21 protein-coding genes and 1 riboswitch are annotated in these 21,754 nt (G+C 45.5%); of the genes, 9 read left to right on the forward strand and 12 right to left on the reverse strand.

The features are described from left to right. Positions 1–212 precede the first annotated feature (212 nt). From ACFSKO_RS08835 to bluB, 4 genes are all read left to right on the forward strand, one after another. Positions 213–932, forward strand: coding sequence for a DNA helicase (locus ACFSKO_RS08835; RefSeq protein WP_380250591.1), 720 nt, complete (start codon positions 213–215; stop codon positions 930–932). 170 nt (positions 933–1,102) lie between these two features. Further along, positions 1,103–1,741 (forward strand): LysE family translocator, encoded by a 639-nt coding sequence (locus ACFSKO_RS08840; RefSeq protein ID WP_380250593.1) that lies wholly within the window; start codon positions 1,103–1,105, stop codon positions 1,739–1,741. Between the two features lie 123 nt (positions 1,742–1,864). Further along, positions 1,865–2,755 carry an NAD(P)-dependent oxidoreductase gene (locus ACFSKO_RS08845; protein WP_380250595.1) on the forward strand — a complete coding sequence of 297 codons (891 nt, stop codon included), beginning with the start codon at positions 1,865–1,867 and terminating at the stop codon, positions 2,753–2,755. A 113-nt stretch (positions 2,756–2,868) separates the two neighbouring features. Beyond that, a riboswitch (cobalamin riboswitch) is annotated at positions 2,869–3,071 on the forward strand. 44 nt (positions 3,072–3,115) lie between these two features. Further along, positions 3,116–3,940, forward strand: a complete 825-nt coding sequence (bluB, locus tag ACFSKO_RS08850) for a 5,6-dimethylbenzimidazole synthase (RefSeq protein ID WP_380250597.1) — start codon at positions 3,116–3,118, stop codon at positions 3,938–3,940. 86 nt (positions 3,941–4,026) lie between these two features. Here bluB and ACFSKO_RS08855 read toward each other — a convergent pair whose 3' ends face one another. From ACFSKO_RS08855 to ACFSKO_RS08870, 4 genes are all read right to left on the reverse strand, one after another. Beyond that, positions 4,027–4,980 carry a hypothetical protein gene (locus tag ACFSKO_RS08855; RefSeq protein WP_380250599.1) on the reverse strand — a complete coding sequence of 318 codons (954 nt, stop codon included), beginning with the start codon at positions 4,978–4,980 and terminating at the stop codon, positions 4,027–4,029. Positions 4,981–5,398: 418 nt separating this feature from the next. Next, on the reverse strand, positions 5,399–6,118 hold the full coding sequence (locus ACFSKO_RS08860; protein ID WP_380250601.1) for a tetratricopeptide repeat protein: 720 nt from the start codon (positions 6,116–6,118) through the stop codon (positions 5,399–5,401). 187 nt (positions 6,119–6,305) lie between these two features. Beyond that, positions 6,306–6,635: a hypothetical protein gene (locus tag ACFSKO_RS08865; protein ID WP_380250603.1), complete on the reverse strand. Its 330-nt coding sequence runs from the start codon at positions 6,633–6,635 to the stop codon at positions 6,306–6,308. Between the two features lie 203 nt (positions 6,636–6,838). Further along, positions 6,839–7,021 (reverse strand): hypothetical protein, encoded by a 183-nt coding sequence (locus ACFSKO_RS08870; protein ID WP_380250605.1) that lies wholly within the window; start codon positions 7,019–7,021, stop codon positions 6,839–6,841. 337 nt (positions 7,022–7,358) lie between these two features. Between ACFSKO_RS08870 and ACFSKO_RS08875 the strand changes: the two genes are divergently transcribed. Next, the gene (locus tag ACFSKO_RS08875; RefSeq protein WP_380250607.1) at positions 7,359–9,227 is read left to right on the forward strand and encodes an ATP-binding protein; all 1,869 of its coding nucleotides are present in this window, start codon (positions 7,359–7,361) and stop codon (positions 9,225–9,227) included. Between the two features lie 349 nt (positions 9,228–9,576). On the opposite strand, the gene ACFSKO_RS08880 is transcribed toward ACFSKO_RS08875, so the two are convergent. Next, the gene (locus tag ACFSKO_RS08880) at positions 9,577–10,506 is read right to left on the reverse strand and encodes an AEC family transporter (RefSeq protein ID WP_380250609.1); all 930 of its coding nucleotides are present in this window, start codon (positions 10,504–10,506) and stop codon (positions 9,577–9,579) included. A gap of 125 nt (positions 10,507–10,631) precedes the next feature. After that, a complete protein-coding gene (locus ACFSKO_RS08885; RefSeq protein WP_380250611.1) occupies positions 10,632–11,732 on the reverse strand; it encodes a TauD/TfdA family dioxygenase in 1,101 nt (366 codons plus the stop codon). A gap of 54 nt (positions 11,733–11,786) precedes the next feature. Between ACFSKO_RS08885 and ACFSKO_RS08890 the strand changes: the two genes are divergently transcribed. Further along, complete coding sequence (locus ACFSKO_RS08890; RefSeq protein ID WP_380250613.1) at positions 11,787–12,659, forward strand: LysR family transcriptional regulator; 873 nt, start codon at positions 11,787–11,789, stop codon at positions 12,657–12,659. Positions 12,660–12,755: 96 nt separating this feature from the next. Here the strand turns inward: ACFSKO_RS08890 and ACFSKO_RS08895 are convergent, their stop codons facing one another. Further along, a complete protein-coding gene (locus tag ACFSKO_RS08895) occupies positions 12,756–13,433 on the reverse strand; it encodes an HAD family hydrolase (RefSeq protein ID WP_380250615.1) in 678 nt (225 codons plus the stop codon). A 322-nt stretch (positions 13,434–13,755) separates the two neighbouring features. On the opposite strand from ACFSKO_RS08895, the gene ACFSKO_RS08900 reads away from it, so the two are divergent. Beyond that, complete coding sequence (locus tag ACFSKO_RS08900) at positions 13,756–15,165, forward strand: hypothetical protein (RefSeq protein ID WP_380250617.1); 1,410 nt, start codon at positions 13,756–13,758, stop codon at positions 15,163–15,165. 43 nt (positions 15,166–15,208) lie between these two features. On the opposite strand, the gene ACFSKO_RS08905 is transcribed toward ACFSKO_RS08900, so the two are convergent. Then, positions 15,209–16,087, reverse strand: a complete 879-nt coding sequence (locus ACFSKO_RS08905; RefSeq protein ID WP_380250619.1) for a LysR substrate-binding domain-containing protein — start codon at positions 16,085–16,087, stop codon at positions 15,209–15,211. A gap of 120 nt (positions 16,088–16,207) precedes the next feature. Between ACFSKO_RS08905 and ACFSKO_RS08910 the strand changes: the two genes are divergently transcribed. Both ACFSKO_RS08910 and ACFSKO_RS08915 read left to right on the forward strand, forming a co-directional pair. Further along, complete coding sequence (locus tag ACFSKO_RS08910; RefSeq protein WP_380250621.1) at positions 16,208–16,561, forward strand: DUF1127 domain-containing protein; 354 nt, start codon at positions 16,208–16,210, stop codon at positions 16,559–16,561. A 462-nt stretch (positions 16,562–17,023) separates the two neighbouring features. Continuing rightward, the gene (locus tag ACFSKO_RS08915; RefSeq protein ID WP_380250623.1) at positions 17,024–17,839 is read left to right on the forward strand and encodes a DUF2189 domain-containing protein; all 816 of its coding nucleotides are present in this window, start codon (positions 17,024–17,026) and stop codon (positions 17,837–17,839) included. A 75-nt stretch (positions 17,840–17,914) separates the two neighbouring features. On the opposite strand, the gene ACFSKO_RS08920 is transcribed toward ACFSKO_RS08915, so the two are convergent. The 4 genes from ACFSKO_RS08920 to ACFSKO_RS08935 form a co-directional block, all read right to left on the reverse strand. Continuing rightward, the gene (locus ACFSKO_RS08920; protein WP_380250625.1) at positions 17,915–19,120 is read right to left on the reverse strand and encodes an MFS transporter; all 1,206 of its coding nucleotides are present in this window, start codon (positions 19,118–19,120) and stop codon (positions 17,915–17,917) included. Positions 19,121–19,289: 169 nt separating this feature from the next. Next, complete coding sequence (locus ACFSKO_RS08925; RefSeq protein ID WP_380250627.1) at positions 19,290–20,390, reverse strand: endonuclease/exonuclease/phosphatase family protein; 1,101 nt, start codon at positions 20,388–20,390, stop codon at positions 19,290–19,292. A gap of 174 nt (positions 20,391–20,564) precedes the next feature. Beyond that, a complete protein-coding gene (locus tag ACFSKO_RS08930) occupies positions 20,565–21,050 on the reverse strand; it encodes an MgtC/SapB family protein (protein WP_380250629.1) in 486 nt (161 codons plus the stop codon). A 113-nt stretch (positions 21,051–21,163) separates the two neighbouring features. Next, complete coding sequence (locus ACFSKO_RS08935; RefSeq protein WP_380250631.1) at positions 21,164–21,712, reverse strand: GNAT family N-acetyltransferase; 549 nt, start codon at positions 21,710–21,712, stop codon at positions 21,164–21,166. Positions 21,713–21,754: the final 42 nt, after the last annotated feature.

Consider the following 21,754-nt stretch of genomic DNA (forward strand, 5'->3'; position numbering starts at 1 on the left):
ATTTAAAGGATGATAATTTCTTAAAAAAATCCAAGATATTGCGTTTGAAAAAAGCTTCAAGTACGTTACAGGTACAGGCATGACCCGTGCCTCCCCCCTCCGATTGGGAAAGTATCCGACATACTGGGTGTAAGTTAGCTCATAGAACCCACTGTTCGAGCATCACACATAAGGAGGGATTGTGCCCCCGGCTCGCAATAGGAGGTTCTCTTATGAGATTATCGGCACCTGTCTTTCAACTCAAACGCTCCGCAAAATCACTGTCGCGCAAAGAAAATATCTCTTTAAATTTGGCACTTGATTGTATTGCAAAAAAAGAAGGCTTTCAAAGCTGGAGCTTACTCGCAGCACGTGTATCAGCAAGCCGTTCCAGCAATGAACTTGAACTACTCAGTCGCTTAACTCCCGGCGACCTTGTCCTGCTCGGTGCACGCCCTAGACAAGGTAAAACAATGACGGGGTTAAAACTTATTGTCACGGCCATAAAAGACGGACGGCAAGGTTTCTTCTATACGCTTGAATACACGCTGAAAGATGTTTTAAATCGGCTTGAAGAAATTGATGTGAACCCTGCAACCCTCGCAGATAATTTCAAATTGGATACGTCAGACAATATCTGTGCCCCCTATATTATTGATCAATTACAGTCTGTACCATGCGGGACGGTCATCGTTATCGATTACCTGCAACTGTTGGATCAAAAACGACAAAACCCAAAACTTTCCACTCAGGTATCAGAGCTGAAATCATTTGCCTGCAAAGCAGGATTGATTGTCGTACTCATCACACAAATTGACCGTACATATGACCTATCCGGAAAATCACACCCTGACATTTCGGATGTCCGCTTGCCCAACCCCATTGATTTAACTCTCTTTACCAAAACCTGTTTCTTACATAACGGAGAAATCCAATTTCAGACTGTTGTCTGACACATAATCTAAGCGATCATGTAAAAGTGAGGGGCCAAACCAGAAAAAAATAAAAAACTTATGAATACCCTTGAGTGGCTCCTCATCCTTTTCAAGATTGGTTCTTTATCGAACATCCTGAGTTGTTAAGCTAAATCCTTGTAAGACAATACGCCTTTTAGGAATCTCACATGGACCCAATCGCCTCATACCTGCCAGGTATTTTACTTGCCTTCGGTGCCTTTTCACTTGGGATGTTAAGCCCCGGTCCGAACATCATGTCCGTTATCGGGACATCCATGTCTGTGGGGCGCAAGTCAGGCAAAGCCCTTGCACTTGGCGTGGCCACAGGAACCTTCTTTTGGGGATTACTGGCATTTTGGGGCTTTACCACTGTGTTGTCCCTTTATGCCTCGGTCATGTTTGCCATCAAAATTTTTGGTGCGACTTATCTGCTCTGGCTGGCGTTCAAGTCTTTCCGATCTGCGACCACGACCAAGAAAATTGTTGCGACTGATCTCGGCATTACAGGCAGACCAGCTGCTTATTACCGCCGGGGTTTGTTGATCCAGATGACAAATCCAAAGGCAGCCCTGACCTGGGTTGCTGTGATGTCTTTGGCTGTTGATGCCTCTGCCCCGCTTTGGGTTGGATGCTCCATCGTTTTTGGCACAACCCTGATATCCATATTTGGTCACATGACTTACGCTATTGCCTTTTCAACTGCACCTATGGTCGGCGCCTATCAAAAGGCCCGCAGGTGGATTGAAGCTGGATTGGGGGCTTTTTTCTGTTTTGCCAGCTATAAAATCCTGACGTCTAAATCCTAAATTCAGCCTCTCGGGTGCATTCCGACATTAACCAACCTCTAAGAAACCACTTTTATCTTTCAATGCCGGCGCTTGTCTTTTACCGTTCCTACCAGATTTAAAATATCATTTTGGAACAGTCACATGGCACGCATTGCATTTATTGGAACGGGTTTAATGGGCACGGGTATGGCCGGGCGCTTGATCGATGCGGGCCACGATGTCCATGTCTATAACCGTACCACGTCCCGTGCCGAACCTTTGATAGAACGCGGAGCAACCCTTGCATCAAGCCCCGCAGAAGCCGCGATCGGGGCCGATGCGATCTTTGTTATGGTTGGGGATGATGTCGCCTCGCGCGCGTTGTGGTCTGGTACAAGTGGTATTCTGTCCGCAGATCTAAAACCGGGAGCGCTTGCGATCGAGTGTTCAACCCTGTCCCACGATTGGGTTGTGGAACTCTCAGAGCAGGCAAAAGAAGCCGGACTTGATTACCTCGACTGTCCTGTAACCGGCCTTCCAGAAGCCGCCGCAAGTGGTCTCCTCACCCTGTTTCTAGGCGGCGCGCAATCAACCATCAACAAAGCCATGCCTTTGCTCACGCCCCTTTCAAGGGACCAGATCCACTTTGGCCCGATAGGATCTGGCTCAGCTTATAAACTTATCGTAAATCTGATGGGATCAATTCAGATTGCCGCCGCCGCTGAAGGCTTGATTACCGCCGAACGTGCTGGTCTCGACCTCAACCTCGTTGCCATGGCTTTAGCCTCAGGCGGCTGTGGCAGCCCACAAGTGGCCCGCAACGCTCCCCTAATGGTCGAAGGCGCCCACGAAAAAGACGTGCTGTTTTCCACGAAATGGCGTCTGAAAGACACAGATTACGGTCTGAAATACGCCCAAAAACTTGGCCTCAATCCCGAAATAGGCAAAGCAACACTAAACGCCTTCCAAGCTGCCATGGACGATGGTTATGCTGCGTCTGCCGAAACCAAAGTGATTGAGGCTTTACGTAAAAGGTTACCGGAAGCAGGATAGAAACTTCCTTCCGATCAAAAATTATATTGGTGGCCCTCCCCATCCTTGATCAAGCTCAAGGACGCTTCCCATTACCTTAAGATAAAAACAGAAACTGCCGGGGCATAATTCCGGCTTTGATCATATCTTCAGGTGTCTCAAAAAGTTTGTAAACTGGACGAGGATAATCGGGAAGGCGGTGGAATTCCGTCACGTGCCCAACGCTGTAAGGGGGATTGGTCCTGTAAGTTACCCACTGGTGTTTTATAGAGATCCGGGAAGGGACAGGACCGATGCGAACCCAAGTCAGAAGACCGGCCTGGAGAGCCTTATGCAGCGTGTGGACAAACGCTGCTTTAACTTTCCATTAAGGGGACTGAAATGGAAACGCGCGACCAGACAGTTTTTAATGAAAACATACATACCAAAAACAATACTGCTTCCACCCCCAACTATAACAATCCTGCCTTTACAGATCATAGTTTTAGCGAAGCAGAACGCGACGCGCTTTACCAAACCATCTTTTCCCGGCGTGACGTACGCGGGCAGTTTACATCAAAACCCGTTCCCGAAGAAGTCTTGAGCCGGATATTAACCGCCGCCCACTATGCGCCCTCTGTCGGGTTTATGCAGCCGTGGAATTTCATTCTGATCCGAAAGGATGAGACCAAACAACGGGTACATAATCTGTTTAAAAAGGCCCACGACGAAGCCGCAGATATGTTTGAGGGGGAAAAACGTGATACTTACAAAAACCTCAAACTCGAAGGGATCAAGGAATCTCCGCTTAATATCTGTATCACCTGTGACAAGGACCGCACCGGACCTATCGTGATCGGGCGCACCCATATTAAGGCCATGGATCTCTATAGTACCGTGTGCGCTGTACAAAACCTCTGGCTTGCCGCCCGCTCAGAAGGCGTCGGTGTTGGATGGGTTAGTATTCTGGATCAGAAAAAATTAAAACAAATCCTCAAACTGCCCAAACGAGTGACGCCTGTGGCCTATCTCTGTTTGGGATATGTGTCTGAGTTCTTTGATAAACCTGAACTACAATTGGCAGGATGGTTACCGCGACTGCCCATGGCCGATGTCGTCAACTTTGAAGAGTTTGATAAAACCGCTGACGATCCCTTTGCCACCAGCCTGCTCGAAACCCTGGAACAAAATCAAAGGTCAATCGAAGATGGGCAATACCGCAAATAAGTAACAGCTTTAAGAAAAGCACCCGGCCCCACAAACATATTGGGGTCGGGTGTTCATATCAAAATTAGTCCACTAAAAACACGATACTAATCGGAAACTACCTGACCCGGAGCACGATCCAGCGGGACAATCAAATTCATTTCTATATTCATGATTGCTTCAAAGTACCCATCCTGAACACCCAAATAACGTTTCTCTTGTCTTGGTCCCGTGTTTTTTATCGGATGAAACCCGCGTATTTGGCCGTTATCAACCGCGATAACTGAGTCATCAAATTCTGCGGTAAAAACATCCACAAGAAACTCCCACGCGTCTTTGGCCGTATTCTCTCGTTCTTTCGCGACAAAATTAATAACGATCCCATCTTCACTATCCAATGGGATATCGTGTCTGAGCTGACTGCCCGTCAACTTATAGAACACTGGGAACCTTTCCTCGGTTGGGAGAGGGCCAAGATTACCATTTGTCACAACATCCGGTTCCCAATGCTTATGAAAAATACGCTCCCCCGCATGAACGGCGATCATGTCGATTGAAATTTCAGTTTCCTGTTCCAAAGCACCGTCCAAATGCGAATTGAATTCCAAGATCACAGGCCTTAAAATAAACTCATAGCGCGGAATAACACTGATCTGCTGGGCTGGACCAAAGCTTCGTCGGCCTTCCCCATCTTGTAACACGGTATAAAACAGAAAATTCGATCCACGATTTGGCGGCGCGGGAACGTCGTAAACATGCTGAACTCTGATCGTATTTTCAGGCAGAGGATTACCCCCGACGACCCGGTTTGAGTTTCTGATTTTACGAATATCCAACGTTTCACCCACATCACTGTCGCCCCAAAAAAGCGTAACAAAGCGATGGCTGCTGTCGTATTCGAGCGTTGCGGTTGCCACCACGCTATCGACTGAAAGGTCAAAAGAAACCAAATCATTGGCCAAAGCACGTGACTCAACAGGTTCAACCTCATATATCCGGGAGCTAACCTCCCTTACTTTCGATTTGGAATTAAAGACGGGTTTATCACTATCGTAATGCATATTAGATCCTATACCAGTCGCCTAACAAAAGGCAGGAAGACCATTACCTATGAACACAATATAAAAGGATGGAGGTGAAAATCCCTCATAAAACAAATTACCGATTTCACCGTTCATAAATAACACGAAAGCACTTACATCAAATAAATACAAATGATGGCAAAGTACGTTAATATCAATTCAAATATTAAAACCACTAAGCCATAATAAATAAGTGAATAAACCGTGAAACATAAGAACATCTACATTAAACACAAAATGAACACATGTATTTAAGTTACATTTAGACAAAACACTCAATTAAATAAGACGTAAATCTTAAATACTTTACAGTGAAATACAATTAATGTTCTTCTGAATCAAAGTGATGGTCAAAAATAAAGACTACGATATCTAAAATTCCCCCCTCACCAATTATTTAATTTTTGAGGGTATCCAATTTCATACAGGCATCCGCCTGCCCGCCGTCACAGCTTTTGGTAAAGAGTATAGCCGCTTTTACTTTATCTTGAGCAACACCGCGTCCGTTTTGATACATAAGCCCCAAACGAGTACACCCCGAAATATCGCCACCATCACACCCCTTCTTGTAATGAGCAACAGCCCTGGCCTGATTTTCAACTACGCCAAGGCCTTTATCGTACAACATACCAAGATTGGTACAGCCGTAGGCATCGCCCCCCTTACAACCTTGCCCCACGAAAACAAAAGCCAATAGAGCATCCTCTTCCACGCCCCGCCCCTTGAAATGCATATACCCAAGCGAAGAACAGCCCTTGGGATACCCCTGATCACATGATTTCTTAAAGAAGCTCACCGCCTTTTGATCATTCGCTTGGACACCTCGGCCTTCGCTATACATCTTACCAAGCCCAGTGCACCCTTCCGCATTATCTCCCGCGCAAGCCCGATCATAAAATTCAGCGGCTTTTGTCTCATCTATCTCAACGCTCCCACGGCCCTCACGGCCAAGATAAAGAGTCGCCAATTTCACGCAAGCCTGCGTATCTCCTGCGTCACATAATAAACTATAGTTTGTTATATTTTGTTTATTGTCTTGGGATGAAGCATGTGCAGCTGGAGCCAAGAAAAACGCTAAAACGAAAATAAATGTTAAACCTCGGATATAATCGCTCATTTTAGCTCTTAGCATTTTCTCAAATCACTTTTACTATTAGTCATTGATTTATTTAAGTTTATAGTAAGCTAACGAAAAGGCTAGTTCCCACCGCTCAACAAATCAGGCTTCTAAAATTGTTGAAGAGTATCAAGAAGAAGCAATAAATTACAAGAGATTACACAACCAAGTTTGCACGAATAAATATTCAATTTTTGGTAATAATATTTAAATCAACAGCTTGATCCATATAGTATTTTATTACGTCTTTATTCATGGATTTTAGAGATAATACCCGCAGGATTTTACCTTTTCCAGTGAGAAGGTTCAGATCGTCTTTCATCTTTGCGCCTTTGAGGAAACCAAGGTCGATACCATACGGCATGGTACGCATATGACAGATACCGCCCTGTACGTTCATATAAGTGGTTATGCGCTCTTTTTTAATTTCGGTAATATCCGGAAACGAAAGCAGGTAAGCGCGGGCTTGAAGAAAGAGTTCTTTGTGCTCAGAGAGCAAATCAGTGTCAAATTGCATAAATAGCGTTCCAAATGAAAGAAAGCCATGCTTCTATCACCCCCCTACTGACAGCTATGTGTCAGGAGGTTTTAACTCATTCAAAATCAATTTAGCAAAATCAATTTAGCAAAATCAACTTGGTAAAATTAAATTATCAATCAGAGCAAAACGGCTTCTTCAACAACTCAGGTACACCAGAAACAACCAATACCTTTCACAGGCTATTTGATCGTCGAACTGATTTTGCATTCCCAGATGGTACTATAGCCTGCGGGTGAATTCTCCGCGACAAAAGCAGCGGCAGCATTACAACTCTCAAAATCTACATAGATCTCAGAGCCATCCAAAGTCATTTCCTGTTGACCGTTCACCATTGAAATAAGGAAAAACGTTATTTTAAACATCCTGTATTCCTTTCCTTCTAGCACCATAAATACATACAAGAAATGTGCCATTTAAGATCAAAATTTGGCAAAATATGGGCAATACTCTCGGTTAAGGAATTAATACCAGTGATTAGGTTTTAGGGCCTAATTCCGTTCTCACTAGGGTTAGGTATAGCCCGTTTTTCGCAGAGCGCTGAAAGGGACATTAACAATAAACTTAAGAGACAATTAACCACCACTACCTATGATAGCGTATCGATTAAGAATGGCATTTGATGAGGGTCAAACGATTGAATTAGCCATGATTAAATTTTCATAAGCATTTTTGACTTTAACAATATTGGGATCGTTCGCTGTGTTCAGGCTCCTGAGATATTTCTCAATTACCAGTGCGATTGCCATTTTATTGGTGACCGCTTGCCTTTCCTATCTCTATTGGAAGTCGGAAAATACCAAACTTACCAAGATCATAGAAAGTCAAAACGTAGCCTTGGCTCAATCTTTTGCAAACAACATTTGGCCCAAATATAGCACACACGTAAACAGTGTTTCACACCTTGATGGTGACGCTTTACGCGCTCACCCAAAAACCATCAAAATTCACCAAACTCTCAAAGCACTAACCAAGGGACTGCCTATTCTCAAGGTAAAAATGTATAGTTTGGATGCCCTTACAGTCTATTCCTCTGAGTTTTCACAAATTGGTGCCAGCAAAAAAGGAAATGCCGGTTTTGAATCCACTGTCAAAAACATAAACCCAACAACAAAAAACTCTTTTCGGGAAACCTTTGCATCCTTTGATGGTCCTGTATCTAACCGCTATCTAGTTGAAAGTTACCTGCCCATTATTGGCACGCAAGGTGAGTTGGAAGGCGTATTCGAACTTTATAGTGATGTCACCCCACTGGTGGCCGAGATCAACTGGACAACAATAGAGGTCATACTCTATCTTTTATTTTTTCTAGGCTTGCTCTATGTCTTTTTGTTCTGGATTGTTCGCAACGCTGACACCATAATCGGCAAACAACACGACGACCTTGTTTTGGCCCAAAAAGAAGCGATTACTGCGAACACCGCAAAATCCAATTTCCTCTCCACCATGAGCCACGAAATAAGAACGCCCCTGAACGGCGTTCTGGGATTGGCCCAACTTCTGATTTCAACCGATTTAAATAAAGAACAAAAACATCAGGTCAGTACAATTTTGTCTTCAGGAGAGACCCTGCTTGCGATTATTAACGACGTTCTGGATATGAGCCGTATCGAGGCATCAAGTGTACAACTCGAAGAAAAGACCTTTAACATCAAAGAGCTCATATCCATGATTGCCACCCCTTTCCAAAGTTTGATTGATGACAAAGGGTTAAAGCTAAACGTCAACTTCGAGGCTGGCTCAGACCTTTTGATTAAGGGTGATCCTGTCAGATTACGTCAGGTTCTATGGAATCTTGTCAGTAATGCCATCAAATTTACCGATAGCGGTAGCATCACTCTCAACATTGAGCAGATAGCTCCCGATCACACCAACATCACAGAAATCAAAGATCTCGGCCTGCACTTTTCAGTAACGGATACCGGCGCAGGGATTGCCCCAGATCGGGTTGATAGTATCTTTGAGGCCTTTACTCAAGAAGACGCCACCATCACCCGAAAACACGGGGGAACGGGCTTGGGGCTTACGATTGTCAAGCAACTTACACAATTGATGGGTGGCAGCATCACCGTTAAAAGTCAACTGGAGCATGGCACCAGTTTTGACGTCTTTGTTCCTTTTTACAAAGGGTCCAAAAGCGACATTGAACAGGTCCTATCTCCCAAAGTTAGAAGTAACGCTCCAATGAATGTTCTCGTCGCTGAGGATAACGATTTAAATGCGGTTATCGCAGTGGCTTTCTTAAAGAAAAACAACTGTGAAGTAAGGCGTGTTGAAAATGGTTTAGAAGCCGTCGAAGCCGCCAAAGAAGGTTGGGCAGATATCATTTTAATGGACGTACATATGCCAGAGATGAACGGCCTGGACGCCACCATCCAAATTAGATCGACCCCCAACGGAAAAGACATCCCCATCGTCGGCCTGACAGCAGAAGCCTTTGTCGAACGCCACGCTCAATTTGTCGAAGCGGGTATGAACGGCGTCTTAACCAAGCCCTTCACCCAACAACAACTCGAAGACACCCTGAGCCAATACCGCGGCCCCAAGCCCCAAGAAAAAGCCGTTTCCTGAGCTTATTTAATATTATTTCTGAACCACTCCAACAACTTAATAAGGGTCCTGCCCCATCGAAATAATTTTACCCTTTGATTCTGTGTATTCTTTTTTAGCTTCTAATAAGCTCGTATATGATGGTGAATTTCGACGGCGCAATGTTGTAATTATTTCAAATGGTTTAAGATCTTTAGCAACAAGATACTGAAGTAGCTTAATAATATTTGTCTCTGATAAACTACTCTTCGGAATTAATCTTTCACACAACTTTTCATTACTACTATAGCACTCGATCTTCCAATATTTTTTATTCTACCCTTAAGCCTTCAATATCCTTATAGATGTAAAATAATAGAAATAAACAGCTTTAAACCCCCCTCTCCACCAACCATAAGGTCGCCGGGATCGTTAAAAAGCTGAGGCCTGTCTGGACGGTTATGATTTCGGCCATGAGTTTGGCGTCTCCGCCCATTTGGCGGGCAAGGGTATAGGCGGAAGAGGCCGTGGGGGCGGCGGCGAATAACAGGGCGATCATGGTTTGCATTTCAGTCAAATCTGTAGCCTGCGCGAGCAAGAAAGTTGCGAGGGGGAAGACGATCATTTTACCGATAGTCGCTAAGATCATGGGCTGGGTGAAGACCTTCATGGAGCCGATCTGTAAGCTGGCCCCGACAGAAAGCAATACGATGGGAAGCGCAGCCTGACCGAGAATGCGGGTCATGTTGTGCACAACGGGCACCTCTCCGCCTACAGAAAGATTACAAATCACCCCGGCACCCACCGCGAGCAGCAAGGGATTGCGCAGGAGATCGCGCAGGATTGCCGTAACAATACCGCTGCCTCTTTTGTTCGTCGTCATGACAACCATCAATGAGACAATCGACAGGTTGGTCGCCGGGATCAGCAAAGCCGAAAGCAAGGTCGCCAGCGCCAGTCCTTCAGCCCCAAAGAGCTGTTCCGCCACGGTAAGCGCGATAAAGGTGTTGTGCCGGGCAGAGCCTTGAAGCACGGAACTGGCGACCGCGCCACTGGTTGAAGATTTGCCCCACAACAAAAGTCCAAAAACAACCGCGCAGGTAAATCCCCCTAGAATAACCAGTGCAAAGGCCCCAATCGGCACAGTATCAAAATTGGTAGTTGAGGTCTTGTAAAACAGTAGAGAAGGCATCAATACCCAATAGACCAGCTTGTCATTGAGACGCCAGAATTCCAGGCTGGGAATACCGCCGCGTTGCAAAACTTGCCCGAGGACCAGCAAGCCAAAAATAGGCGCAATTTGAAGAACGGTCATAAACATTGGGGATCTCATTATTTGTAAAATTCGCAGAGCACTAGCCCCTGTCCAAAATTTCCAATGGCAGGTGCTTGTCGTTGCGATTACATTGAAACGTACAGGCTAAGCGTACAGGTTAAACCTGCGGATTAAGCCTGTGCATCAAGAGGCGCATGTAACTTCGTCTCAGTAGTGATAATCCCGCCGCGATCTCCGATCTTGATTGAACCATAACGCTGTTTAAAAATCTCTGGCAGCGGACGATCGCCAGGTAATGACAACCACAGCCGCAACAGGTGCCGCTGCTTGTTTGGATCCGGCCAATCAACAAAGCTGGTGCGGTCGTGCAATTGCGTATGATTATAGACGAACTGCATGTCCCCCGGCTCCAGTTGCATACCAAAATGCATTTGGGGATCGTTGGCCAGCGCATCAAACATATCCAACGCTTCGATATGGGACGAACTCAGACGCATAGCCCCCTCAAAACGTTGTGCACTGTCAATATACTGGCGTTGATAAAACACCGTCAGATATCCTTGATGCCAGCTTAATACCGGAATTTCCATATAGGGTTTGGCGCCCTTAGGGATTTCTCCGCGCCTGTCGGTGGCAATGGGATCAAACAGTTTTTCGAGTAAACCCGGGCGCTCCGCCAGCATTCTGTTATAAATCGATACCGCCGATACCAACAAAGAACGGCCGCCTTCTTTGGCGGTGCGCAGGCACAACAGGCCGACGACATCGGCGCTATCGGTGTGAAAGCTCTGGCGTTCAGCGGTTTGGTAGATCCGGGTGTTTGCGTCCTTTGAATTGGCCCCGGTATCGCGCACATGACCCAGAATGTGGCCTTGCGCGTTTTGTGATCTGGCTGAACCAAGGTGCGCACCGATACCACAAAAAATTGTCGCTACAAATTCCTGACTATAGTTTGAAACGGGCAACCCCCGGAGAACTTCCAGACCAATCCCGGCCAAGAGTTTTGTCCGTAAGCATTTCAAATGCTTGGCAAAGGATTTAAGTGGAAAATCCTGGGCCGTAATTTCACCCACATCGCGCCCCAAGGAAAGATAGTGACGGGCGGCATTTTCCAATTCAGCGATGTCACAATCGCTAAGCTCAACCAACCATTCATCTTCTTTACTGACCATATCCGCGCCAATCCAGGCAGCAGGGCCAGAGAGTACCGTTCCGGGGCCTCTCATAGCTGGAGTATCTGACATCATATTATTCCTAAATCCACAACACATAAGTATGATTTATATGAATTGATATGAATATAAAAATGACTTAAAGTCATAATTATGACTTTCGATCCTTCACTTACCGCGCTTTACGCCCTTAAAAGCCTGATGGGAACGGGCAGCGTTTCCCAGACGGCGACCGAGCTGGGCTTAACCCAATCGGCCGTCAGTCGCTCCATCGCCGGGTTAGAGAAAATGGTTGGCCTCACACTGGTGCGTCGCGGCCTGCGCCCACTTGATCTCACCGAGGAAGGTCGCGTGGTTGTCGCCCACGCTCAGGACATCATCCAAAGCTTATCATCCCTGGATGACCGCCTGTCAGCCCTGCGACGAAACAAGGCAGGCTCGGTGCAAATCGGATCGTTTGGTGCCAGCGCCTCAACCCGCCTTTTACCGCCATTACTCATGAACTTTGCCAAGCCCTACCCCGCTATTTCTGTCAATATCCAAGAAGCAACCGACGCCGAGACCCTGCAAAACCTGCAACGCAATCTCGTCGACATGGCCGTTCTGGCCGACCCCGGCGCAGAATACGACGTGGTACCTCTCGCCATCGACCGATTGGTTGCACTGGTGCCAGAAAGCAGCCCGTTAGAAAAACAAATCGAATTACAGCCTGAAGATTTTTTAGGTGCGGCCTTCATCATGACCTTGGGCGGCAGCGAGCCTGCGATTACATCCTGGTTTGGGGATACTATGGAGAGCCTCGCCATCACCCAGCGTGTCCAGCAAACCCATTCAATCCTTGCCCTTGTCCGCGCCAAACTCGGCAACGCCATCGTCGCCGCGCTCTCCCTGCCCGAAGAAACCCAAGGCATCGCCCGGATACCACTGGCACAAGCCCCCACCACCGACATTGTCTTGGCGCGAAAGTCCCTTGAACCCAAATCCAAAGCCGCCGGATTATTCTGGAAGTTTGTGGAAAAAAAATAATTTTTCGTTATAGATTAATCCCGAAACCTGTAATTTCACATCTAACGAGCAAATAATTAGTAATCAGAATGAATCTCGCCTTAAACTCTCTTATACTTAATCACTCTTCCCTCTCGCTTCAAAGATCTCTCTGACCCTGTGTAAATCGTTCATTACTGCAATGCAAAGGTCTGAAATTTCCTTGGTTGCGGGGAGCATATCGGGGACCATAATGGTTTGCATTCCTGCGCCATGAGCCGAGCGGACGCCGTTGTGGGAATCTTCCAGTGCCAAGCAATACTTGGCATCAACGCCCAACGTATTTGCCGCAAGCAAATATGGCTCCGGGTGAGGTTTTCCCCTGCTCACGTCATCACGCGTAATAATAGCGCGAAAATAAGGCGCCAACTCTGCCCGCGACAAGTGATCATTGGCAGCGCCCCGGTCTGTTGACGTTGCGACCGCTATAGGAATTTCAAGTGTCCTCAATAACGATAACAGCTCCCGTACCCCCGGCTTTATGGGTATATCCCGATGAAATTCTGCGGTCACAATTTGACTATAAAGACGGTTGTAATCCGCAAAAGGAAATTCCGGTCCCATTGCTTCATGAATTTTTTTGTCACAAATTTCCTGCGGTGATCCCACAATGGATTGATGTAGATCGTCACTAAATATAAACCCTAATTCATGCGCCGCTGCCTTGGCTGCTTTTAGATACAAGATTTCTGAATCGATTAAGACCCCGTCCATATCGAAGACAACGGCTTGTAACTGATTAGGCAAAAATGGCATATGTGACAAGGCTCCAGATTTAAAACGTTTATGAGACAAGAATTGGTCGCCCCAGACTTAAAAACTTGGAATGCACTTTCACTCAACAAATCTCATCTTACAACCAATAGATGCGCATTATAAAACATAAATAATCTTTTCCTCACTCTCTATCATCCGATTATTCAAAGGAAAATACGTTTTCAAAACAAACTATTACGTTATTTTTAGCTTTTTAATTCATAAAAATAATGAATTAATATCCCAAAAAACACAACCTGTTAACACTAAATTGGCTTAAACATGCTACCATGGACTGTTGCTGCAAAGTAGGAGTTGTCGTGTGGGGTCTCCCTTACCATCGTTACAACGTTTTGCTTCCTTGGATAGCCAATCGGCGTCCAGCGACGTCAAAGCTGCTGTGCTCGCAGTCATTGAAGATCTCCGCGCCACAGTAGAGCGAACCCACGACACAGCCAAATCACGTAAAGCCATTGCCAATCTTCTCGATTTTCTTAATGGTTTACAGGTAGGAGTCCATCCCGGCCGAAGCGAATTGGCCCACTCAATATCACAAAAAATATTACCATTGCTCTACAACCAAGAGCCGGCAAAGCCGATTGTAGTCGATAATTACCAACATCTTCAGGCTGAGAACATGCTGGTTGGTTATCTCAGTAATCAGTTTGCGGAAACCCTTTCTTTTATCCAAGGCCAACACCCCTCCCATCCCGGCCATGGCAAAGGGCGTCGTAAAGAAGCAGTGCCACCCTTTTGTCTTTTTACGCCCGTCTATGCCACCGGTTTGAGAGATCTCATAAGCCAATTACTTATGGCTCGGTTTCGCACACAACAAATCGAAAAAAATATTTATGAACCGATGAAGCGGGATTATATGGGGAAAGGGCGGAACCCGGAAAGCCTGTTTGATGATAAACAAACCTATCTCGACAAAACCTTTTGTGAACTTTTCATCTGGGCCACTGAAATTGAACAGACATTGAATTACCGTAAGGGCCAAAACATGCCCGTTCCAGAGGATAAAAACTCGAATGAATCACAAAATTATTCAAAGGAAGAAAGCCTCGTTCTTGAGTTGCTTGATAAGTTAAAACTCCATTCAGAAAACAACGGTTATTTCCTGCCCAGATCTGCTGGATTTAAGCTTATAGGCTGCTTGTATCAGCTTGACAAAAAGCGGTTTTTGAAAACTTTCAACGAACTCCAAAATGCTGTAACCCACGGTGAAGATCATAATTATATCCTGCGACAGGTTGATGGCTTGGCCAATGATATGGAACCCATCGACTTTGATATCATAGCCCTTTCCGCCTATATGATCGGTGAAAAAAAACGCTGCCTTAGCTATGGCGTCTTACAAGACACTTGCATTGGATCTTCCCGTTCCAGAGCGGGCATGCTTGAAGCGCGCCCTTTAATATCCGCAGAACTTGGCAGACAACCTATCCATTTGGCAAAAAACGTCTTGATTGCCGCCGAAAACAGGATGGGAAACATAAAAGAATTTGAAGATCGCCTTGAGGATTTCCATACAAATATTAAAGATATCAGCAAGTTACGATTTGATCAGGAAATAAATTCTTGTGCAGGAATTTTTAGCTGCTCCACCGTCACCCAACCACTTGCCGCCTGGTTGGGTGACGGTGGCGGCAAAGAGGATGAAGCTTTCTTTCGCAAACAACAGGCCATCAGTGCTGCAAAAAAACTATGGGCCACACCATCCCGAAATTAAGAACCGAATAATTGTGCATGATACGCGACCACAATAACCCGTATTAATTCTCACGAAATTCTGTGGTTGAGTTGATGATCCATTGTCGAAAGGCTGCAACATGCTTTTTTCGAACCACTTCGTTCAGAAAAACAAGGTAATACCTGCCATAATCGAGACTGACATTTGACAGGCGTTTTAAGCGTCCGTTTTCGACATCTTTCGCTACGAGTTCTGCTGATGCAAGTACGACCCCTTGCCCTGCCAACGCGCCTTCAATTGCAAGCAAGGATGAAAGCGGCGAGGATTTTTGCGGCATTTGGAAATTTTCGTGCCCAGCTTTTGCAAACCAGCTGGTCCAGGACTGCCCCTTATCTTCGTGCAACAACTTGTATTGCAAAAGATCCTCAGGCAATTTTGCCTCCATAAATGTTGGGATACCATAAGGAAACACTGGAGAAGTTGATATTAAGTCACAGCTTATTCCGACAGGAACCTGACTGTAATACCGTATCGCAAGATCACATTGATGATTTTTAAGATCAGCAAGCTCTGACGAAGCAACCAGTGACACATCAACATCAGGTGATATTTCTTGGAACTCTCCAAGGCGCGGCATAAGCCATTTCATAGCAAAGGTTGGCTCACAACTTATCAAGATTGTTCCGGTTTGTTGGCCGCGGAGAGCTTCAGAGGCTTCCGAGACCAAATCCAGTGCAGGTGTAATTTTCACAAGATATGCTTTGCCGTTCTCGGTTAAGGCAACACCTCGTGCAACCTTTCGAAACAATTGCGCACCCAGTTGTTTTTCCAAACCGCGCACATGTCGGCTAATGGCGGCATGGGTTACATTAAGTTCTTCAGCAGCGCGGCTGAAACTTTCATGACGGCCTGCAGCTTCAAAGGCACGAACTGCATTCAAGGGAGGTAAATAACGTGGCATTCTTACATGTGACTTTTTCTTACACTACATGTCAAGCAAAGGCGTTTGTATATTATCCATAACTTCATAAATATTAGGGGTAAGCAAGGTATTCAACGAAGTTTAAAAGGAGAGAATCTCATGGCTGTATCCTGCAAACCAAATCAAATATTACATGAGACGCCTTATATTGTTTCCGGCAATGTTGCCCATGATCTATCTGGTGATCTATCTGGTGGCTTCTCAGGTAATTTATCTGATAATTTATCTGATAATTTATCTGGCCCTCAAACAAATAAAGCGCTGCACCTTGTATCTCGTACATTTTATAAATTATGGGCGCGCTATAAAAATCATAGAGCACAAGTCGAACTGAGGCAGTTAAGCGATCACCTGCTTAGAGATATCAATCAACCCAGAAAGAAAATTGATCCCTTGGGCAAGCGTCATGCTTGGAATGACCCCCGCTATATTGATATACGACGTTGGTGGTAAGGACGTTGGTGGTAAGGGCGTTGGTGGTAAGGGCGTTGGTGGTAAGTTTGTCTCTTCTTTTTAATCAGTAGAACTTTTTTAGCGACAAAACTTTGCGTTTAAGTTTTAAGTTTAAAAACCACCGCATAAAAAGTCACATAAAAACAGACTTTATCGCCCTATTTTAATTAAAACAGTAACACTCAAAAAGTAGAGACTGGTGACAAGCTTCGCAATTCCGAGTAGAATAGTCAGACATAAGCGGATAGCGGTCCCTTACCGGGGGCTCAATTGATCGTCTTTGGACTGCATGCCTACGGGGCGTGCCTTCTTCAAAATGCGGTTGGTTGAGCAGGTTGTTAACGTAATGACAGCCCAGTTTCTCCCCGGCACGATTGTGTTACTTGTTTTGTGTGGTCCATCAGGAACCGTTTTTGCTTGAGCCTACTCGTTCGAAGTCAACTGGTTCAGGAGTAAAGATACATGCCTAAGACAGCCACGCATGAAACACAAAAAGTAACCGTGGATCGCCCTGTTATTCGGTCTATTCCAGAAATCAAAAAAATTAGTGTGATGGACCTTAAAGAGATCCTAGCCAAAGGAATCAATGATTTTCGGGAAAAGCCAAGCCACATTTTATTGCTTGTCATCATTTACCCCATCGCAGGTCTCTTGGCAGCAAGATTAACCGCTGGATACGATATTTTACCTCTCATATTTCCACTTATCACCGGTTTTGCTTTAATTGGCCCTCTTGCTGCTTTGGGCCTGTATGAGCTTAGTCGCCGCCGTGAACAAGGCCTTAACCTGGCCTGGAAAAACGCGTTTGATGTGCTGGACTCTCCCGCAATTGGCTCAATCAGCGCCCTAGGTATCTTGTTAATGATTATTTTCTTAATCTGGTTGGTCGTAGCTTTGAGCATTTACCAGATGACCATTGGCGTCATCGAACCTTCTTCGATAAGTGATTTTGTTTCGAAAGTAATGACAACACCTGCGGGTTGGTCACTGATTGTAATTGGTTGTGGCGTAGGTTTTGTCTTCGCCGTTGTCGTCCTTGCCATCAGCGTCGTGTCCTTTCCCATGTTATTGGATAAAGACATAAGCGCAGCCATGGCCGTACAAACATCGGCAAAGGTCGTTCTAACGAACCCAGTTCCCATGGCGGCCTGGGGCCTGATTGTTGCAGGATCTCTTCTCTTGGGATCGCTTCCGTTTTTTGTCGGGCTCTGCGTGGTTATGCCAGTCCTCGGACACTCAACTTGGCATCTCTATCGTACTGTTGTTTCAGAAAATTAATTCGGTAATTACCTAAGCTCTTCATCAAAAGGATATGCGCTAAAGAGTTATCCATAACGGCAAAGTTATTTACCTCTAAACCCGCTTGGGCACCCCTAGTCGGGGATGAAGCCGCGCCGCGACAACCCAAGCGGCAAACATCCCTCCCCCTGCGACAGCAAAGAGTGTAGAGATCGGCGCGACCAACAGTACCAACCAGGCCATTCCAGGGCTGACGATACCGGAAATATCCCGAAAGGTAGAATAAACCGCTGACATCTCGGTACGTTCAGAAGGGCGAACGGCCATAAGAAAAGGCAGGCCTGCACAGATATCCAGCAATATTAAAAACAATGTCCCAAGCACGAGAAGAGCCACCACCGCCCAAGGCCAGTCGGTTGTTAAGGTTGCCACTACAAATATGCTGCCTCCCATAAAAAAACCCAACCGGATCGCGTAGCGCACCGAATTACGCTCTATCCACATCAACATAAAAGGCGTGATAAAAAGCAGGGAGTTAGAGATCGAAAGGGCAATCCCACCAACGCTTTCATGAAGACCAGATTCAACTGCATAAATCGGTAGACATACGATATAGACCCACCAGCTACAGGACTTGATCACCGCAAAAAGCCACCCGGAAATCAGACGGGGCTGGACAAAAAATCGCATCAAAAATGCTACTGGGTTTGGGGCCGGTGCACGAGCTTTGGTAATCAGTTTACCATCCCCCAGACGCATCCACCAAAAAACAACGAGTAACACCGCCGCGCCAAAAGCTGAGATCAAAAAAGGTGCAGGTGTCCACCATTGTAACAACCAGACCCCGCCTGCTGGCCCCACACACCATGCCATAGCACTGTAAAACAGACGGAGGGTTTCTGATTTTTTAAGCTCAACCTTTGCCACATAATCCAGCACATAAGCATTGAAGCAAACAAAGAGCACAACAACAGCCACCGTGTAGGAGAATAACGATAGAGCAATGGTTGTCGGGGTGCCTTCAATCGCGAAAAAAGCGCTGATGATAAAAAGAACTGCCCCGCTAGAATACATCCAGCGCCGAGGTATAAAGCGGGTCAACCAAGGCACCAGAAGACCACAAACCAAAGAAATCAAACCAACATAAAAATAAATCTGGGATACCACGACCGTATCCTGATAGGCCCGATACATAACCAGAGGAAAAACAGAAATCAAAATCCCACGGGAAATTGCTTCGATACCAGATAGAATAGCAAAGCCTTTTGCCCCTGGTGTCGGGGCATGACGAAGCCATTCAGGAATGCGCCGCTGAAACATCTTCCCTCCTCATAACCTATTGGTTTTAAAGAAGCATAGTTTAGAAGCTGTTTCTCTCTTATCTCCGACACAAATGGCTGTTTATTTAAAATTGTATATCTTATTCACGCCATTGTTGGCTTTTAACCGGGCGAAACTAGATTTTTCATAATACATCTCATCAGCTTAATTACTTTTCCCAATCTTCCCCAACCGGGCGCCTGTCGCGCTTACCTTCTGTCTTAATTAATGCTCTCGCCTCTTTCATCTCCGTCACCGTAGGATCAACAGGAAGCGCGTTATTGTTCTCACATACATAGGCCAACTCATAAAACATCGGAAAGTGATCAGACCCCATAAACGGTTGTCGTCGGATCGTAACCAATTCAAATTCTTCTGAATGAAAAATATGATCCAGTGGCCACCTCAAAAAGGGAAAGCGCGCATCAAAGGTATTGAACAATCCGCGCCCTTGCCGTGGGTCCAGCAAGCGGGAAATCCTCAAAAACCGACGTGTCGTAGAAGACCAAGCCACATCATTTAAATCCCCGGCGACGATCAAAGGGCGCTTCCGGTATCTTGCCTTTTTCCCCGCAACCAAGATTTCGGCATCGCGCCCAACTGTATCTCTATGTGGAACGGGGGGATCCGGATGAATAGCAATCAAATTGAATTCTGTCTCATTTTTCAATTTAAATGTGCAATGAAAGCTCGGTATTCCCTTGTTCAATAGAAATTGCACGTCTCCTTTTGTGAGTTCCAACCGAGAAACCAGGAACATTCCATAGCTATTATCCTGCGGACAACTGAGCTTATAATCATAACGATCAGAAACCGATCGCAAAGCATCTACCCAGACTTGATCTGTCTCCATAAGAATAAGGATATCCGGGTCGCAGTCTTCGATAATATCGATAAGTTTTTCATAACTTTTATTTCCCTGTTTTACATTACAAACCAAAAGCTTAAAGGTAATTGCCTTTTCATGCTTATCTGGGTTGTACTTATCAGGATCAAACCTTGCGGATTGTTTACGCCAAAGCGGTGTAAATCGCGCGATATGAAAAAATTCTATAAAAATTGAACAAAGCAACATTACAGAAAGAATGGCACCGTACTGATCTTGAGCTAACAACATCACCACAGCCATAAATGTAAAAACAGAGATTGAAAATATTTGAAGACGTCCAAAATCAAATATTCTGACGGCCCCATGAGCTATCGGTATAAAAGGGATCACACTGGCCAAAAAGCAAAGCAGTGTTATGAAGCCCAATAGGTAGTGCAGCATAAACGCCCCTGTTATTTTTTTCGAAAACCCAATCCCGAACTTTGAATACGCATATGTAGTTATTCCGCTCAAGCTTACCAGAGTTCAGTCGTAAAACACGCCCCCAAATTTGGCAGGTCAGTATAGACGGACTAAATGACAAACATGACACTACCTGTTTTTATTTTTGTCTTCTTATTCTTCTTTGTCATCCTCACCAGAAAAGAACGACCGACACACTCCACCAGCCAGTAAAATCAGGCTAATAGACCCAAAAGCAACAATGCCAAGCCCATAAAACCCAAAGCCAATCGTCAGGCCAATCCCCCCCGCAGCCCAGATACTAGCGCCAGTTGCCGTTCCAACAACACGATCATCACTTCGATGGATAATTGCCCCCGCCCCCAGAAAACCAATCCCGGTCATAACACCAGCAACAATGCTTGAGAGATCAACCTTCACAATATTACTGGCCGACGCAAAGTCTGAATAGAGCTCCTGCCCTAAAATAGCGAGAATACAAGTGGTTACCGCCACAATCATATAAGCTCTAAAATCGATTGGTTTATTTTTGGTATCACGTTCTAACCCCAGAACAAGCCCGAATACCATCGTCATTCCAACCCGAAGAAAAAGCTCCTGCCAGGAAAGATAAGTCAACTCCATACTAAATTCGGTCATCGTCGGCGTGCCTATTCTGTTTACAAAGATACTGGATTCAAACTGAGAACGCACAAGCTGATCTTCTCTGTAGGTTTATCACCTTACATAAATCTTAGCAGAGATCGAAAGTTTCATTTCATCCATTCAGAGGAAAGAGCCGACATCATTACTTTATCCCGATATTGACCATCCCGGAAACCTGACTGACGCTTTATGCCTTCATGTATAAAGCCCGCTTTTTTATAGGCCGTGATTGCAGCAGGATTATCGGCGAAAGCGGTAAGCTCCACTCTATGTAATCCCAGGTTCTTAAAGCCATATTCTGTGATGATCTTAGTCGCTTCCGTTGCAATGCCCCGGCCCCAATAGTCTTGTTCTCCGATGAGGATATAAAACTCTCCACAGCGGTTGATGAGATTAAGAGCGGTAATCCCGCTATAGCCAATGATCTTTTGAGTTTCGTTACAACAGATCGCCAAATCAACCGATGTATCTTTTGCGATAAGCGCGGCTAGCCACGTCTTATGGCATTCAATGGGCTTGGGAATAACATACCAGGACAAACTGTATTTCGTGACCTCTTGATCACAGGCCCAACTGTAAAGTGCGGGTAAATCATCTTGCGCCAAGGGGCGATAAAATACGTCGTCACCTTTAAAGATCATGCGCATATCTTCCATTTTTAAAGCCCCCTTATCCAAAACATCTCTGTCTTCGAAAAA

This window comes from Kiloniella antarctica, from assembly GCF_042682825.1.
Classification (GTDB): Bacteria; Pseudomonadota; Alphaproteobacteria; order Kiloniellales; family Kiloniellaceae; genus Kiloniella; species Kiloniella antarctica.

Coding starts and splice junctions, on each gene's coding strand:
- ACFSKO_RS08835 (WP_380250591.1), top strand. CDS start 213: ATGAGATTATCGGCACCTGTCTTTCAACTCAAACGCTCCGCAAAATCA.
- ACFSKO_RS08840 (WP_380250593.1), top strand. CDS start 1,103: ATGGACCCAATCGCCTCATACCTGCCAGGTATTTTACTTGCCTTCGGT.
- ACFSKO_RS08845 (WP_380250595.1), top strand. CDS start 1,865: ATGGCACGCATTGCATTTATTGGAACGGGTTTAATGGGCACGGGTATG.
- bluB (WP_380250597.1), top strand. CDS start 3,116: ATGGAAACGCGCGACCAGACAGTTTTTAATGAAAACATACATACCAAA.
- ACFSKO_RS08855 (WP_380250599.1), bottom strand. CDS start 4,980: ATGCATTACGATAGTGATAAACCCGTCTTTAATTCCAAATCGAAAGTA.
- ACFSKO_RS08860 (WP_380250601.1), bottom strand. CDS start 6,118: ATGAGCGATTATATCCGAGGTTTAACATTTATTTTCGTTTTAGCGTTT.
- ACFSKO_RS08865 (WP_380250603.1), bottom strand. CDS start 6,635: ATGCAATTTGACACTGATTTGCTCTCTGAGCACAAAGAACTCTTTCTT.
- ACFSKO_RS08870 (WP_380250605.1), bottom strand. CDS start 7,021: ATGTTTAAAATAACGTTTTTCCTTATTTCAATGGTGAACGGTCAACAG.
- ACFSKO_RS08880 (WP_380250609.1), bottom strand. CDS start 10,506: ATGTTTATGACCGTTCTTCAAATTGCGCCTATTTTTGGCTTGCTGGTC.
- ACFSKO_RS08885 (WP_380250611.1), bottom strand. CDS start 11,732: ATGTGTTGTGGATTTAGGAATAATATGATGTCAGATACTCCAGCTATG.
- ACFSKO_RS08890 (WP_380250613.1), top strand. CDS start 11,787: ATGACTTTCGATCCTTCACTTACCGCGCTTTACGCCCTTAAAAGCCTG.
- ACFSKO_RS08895 (WP_380250615.1), bottom strand. CDS start 13,433: ATGCCATTTTTGCCTAATCAGTTACAAGCCGTTGTCTTCGATATGGAC.
- ACFSKO_RS08905 (WP_380250619.1), bottom strand. CDS start 16,087: ATGCCACGTTATTTACCTCCCTTGAATGCAGTTCGTGCCTTTGAAGCT.
- ACFSKO_RS08910 (WP_380250621.1), top strand. CDS start 16,208: ATGGCTGTATCCTGCAAACCAAATCAAATATTACATGAGACGCCTTAT.
- ACFSKO_RS08915 (WP_380250623.1), top strand. CDS start 17,024: ATGCCTAAGACAGCCACGCATGAAACACAAAAAGTAACCGTGGATCGC.
- ACFSKO_RS08920 (WP_380250625.1), bottom strand. CDS start 19,120: ATGTTTCAGCGGCGCATTCCTGAATGGCTTCGTCATGCCCCGACACCA.
- ACFSKO_RS08925 (WP_380250627.1), bottom strand. CDS start 20,390: ATGCTGCACTACCTATTGGGCTTCATAACACTGCTTTGCTTTTTGGCC.
- ACFSKO_RS08930 (WP_380250629.1), bottom strand. CDS start 21,050: ATGACCGAATTTAGTATGGAGTTGACTTATCTTTCCTGGCAGGAGCTT.
- ACFSKO_RS08935 (WP_380250631.1), bottom strand. CDS start 21,712: ATGGAAGATATGCGCATGATCTTTAAAGGTGACGACGTATTTTATCGC.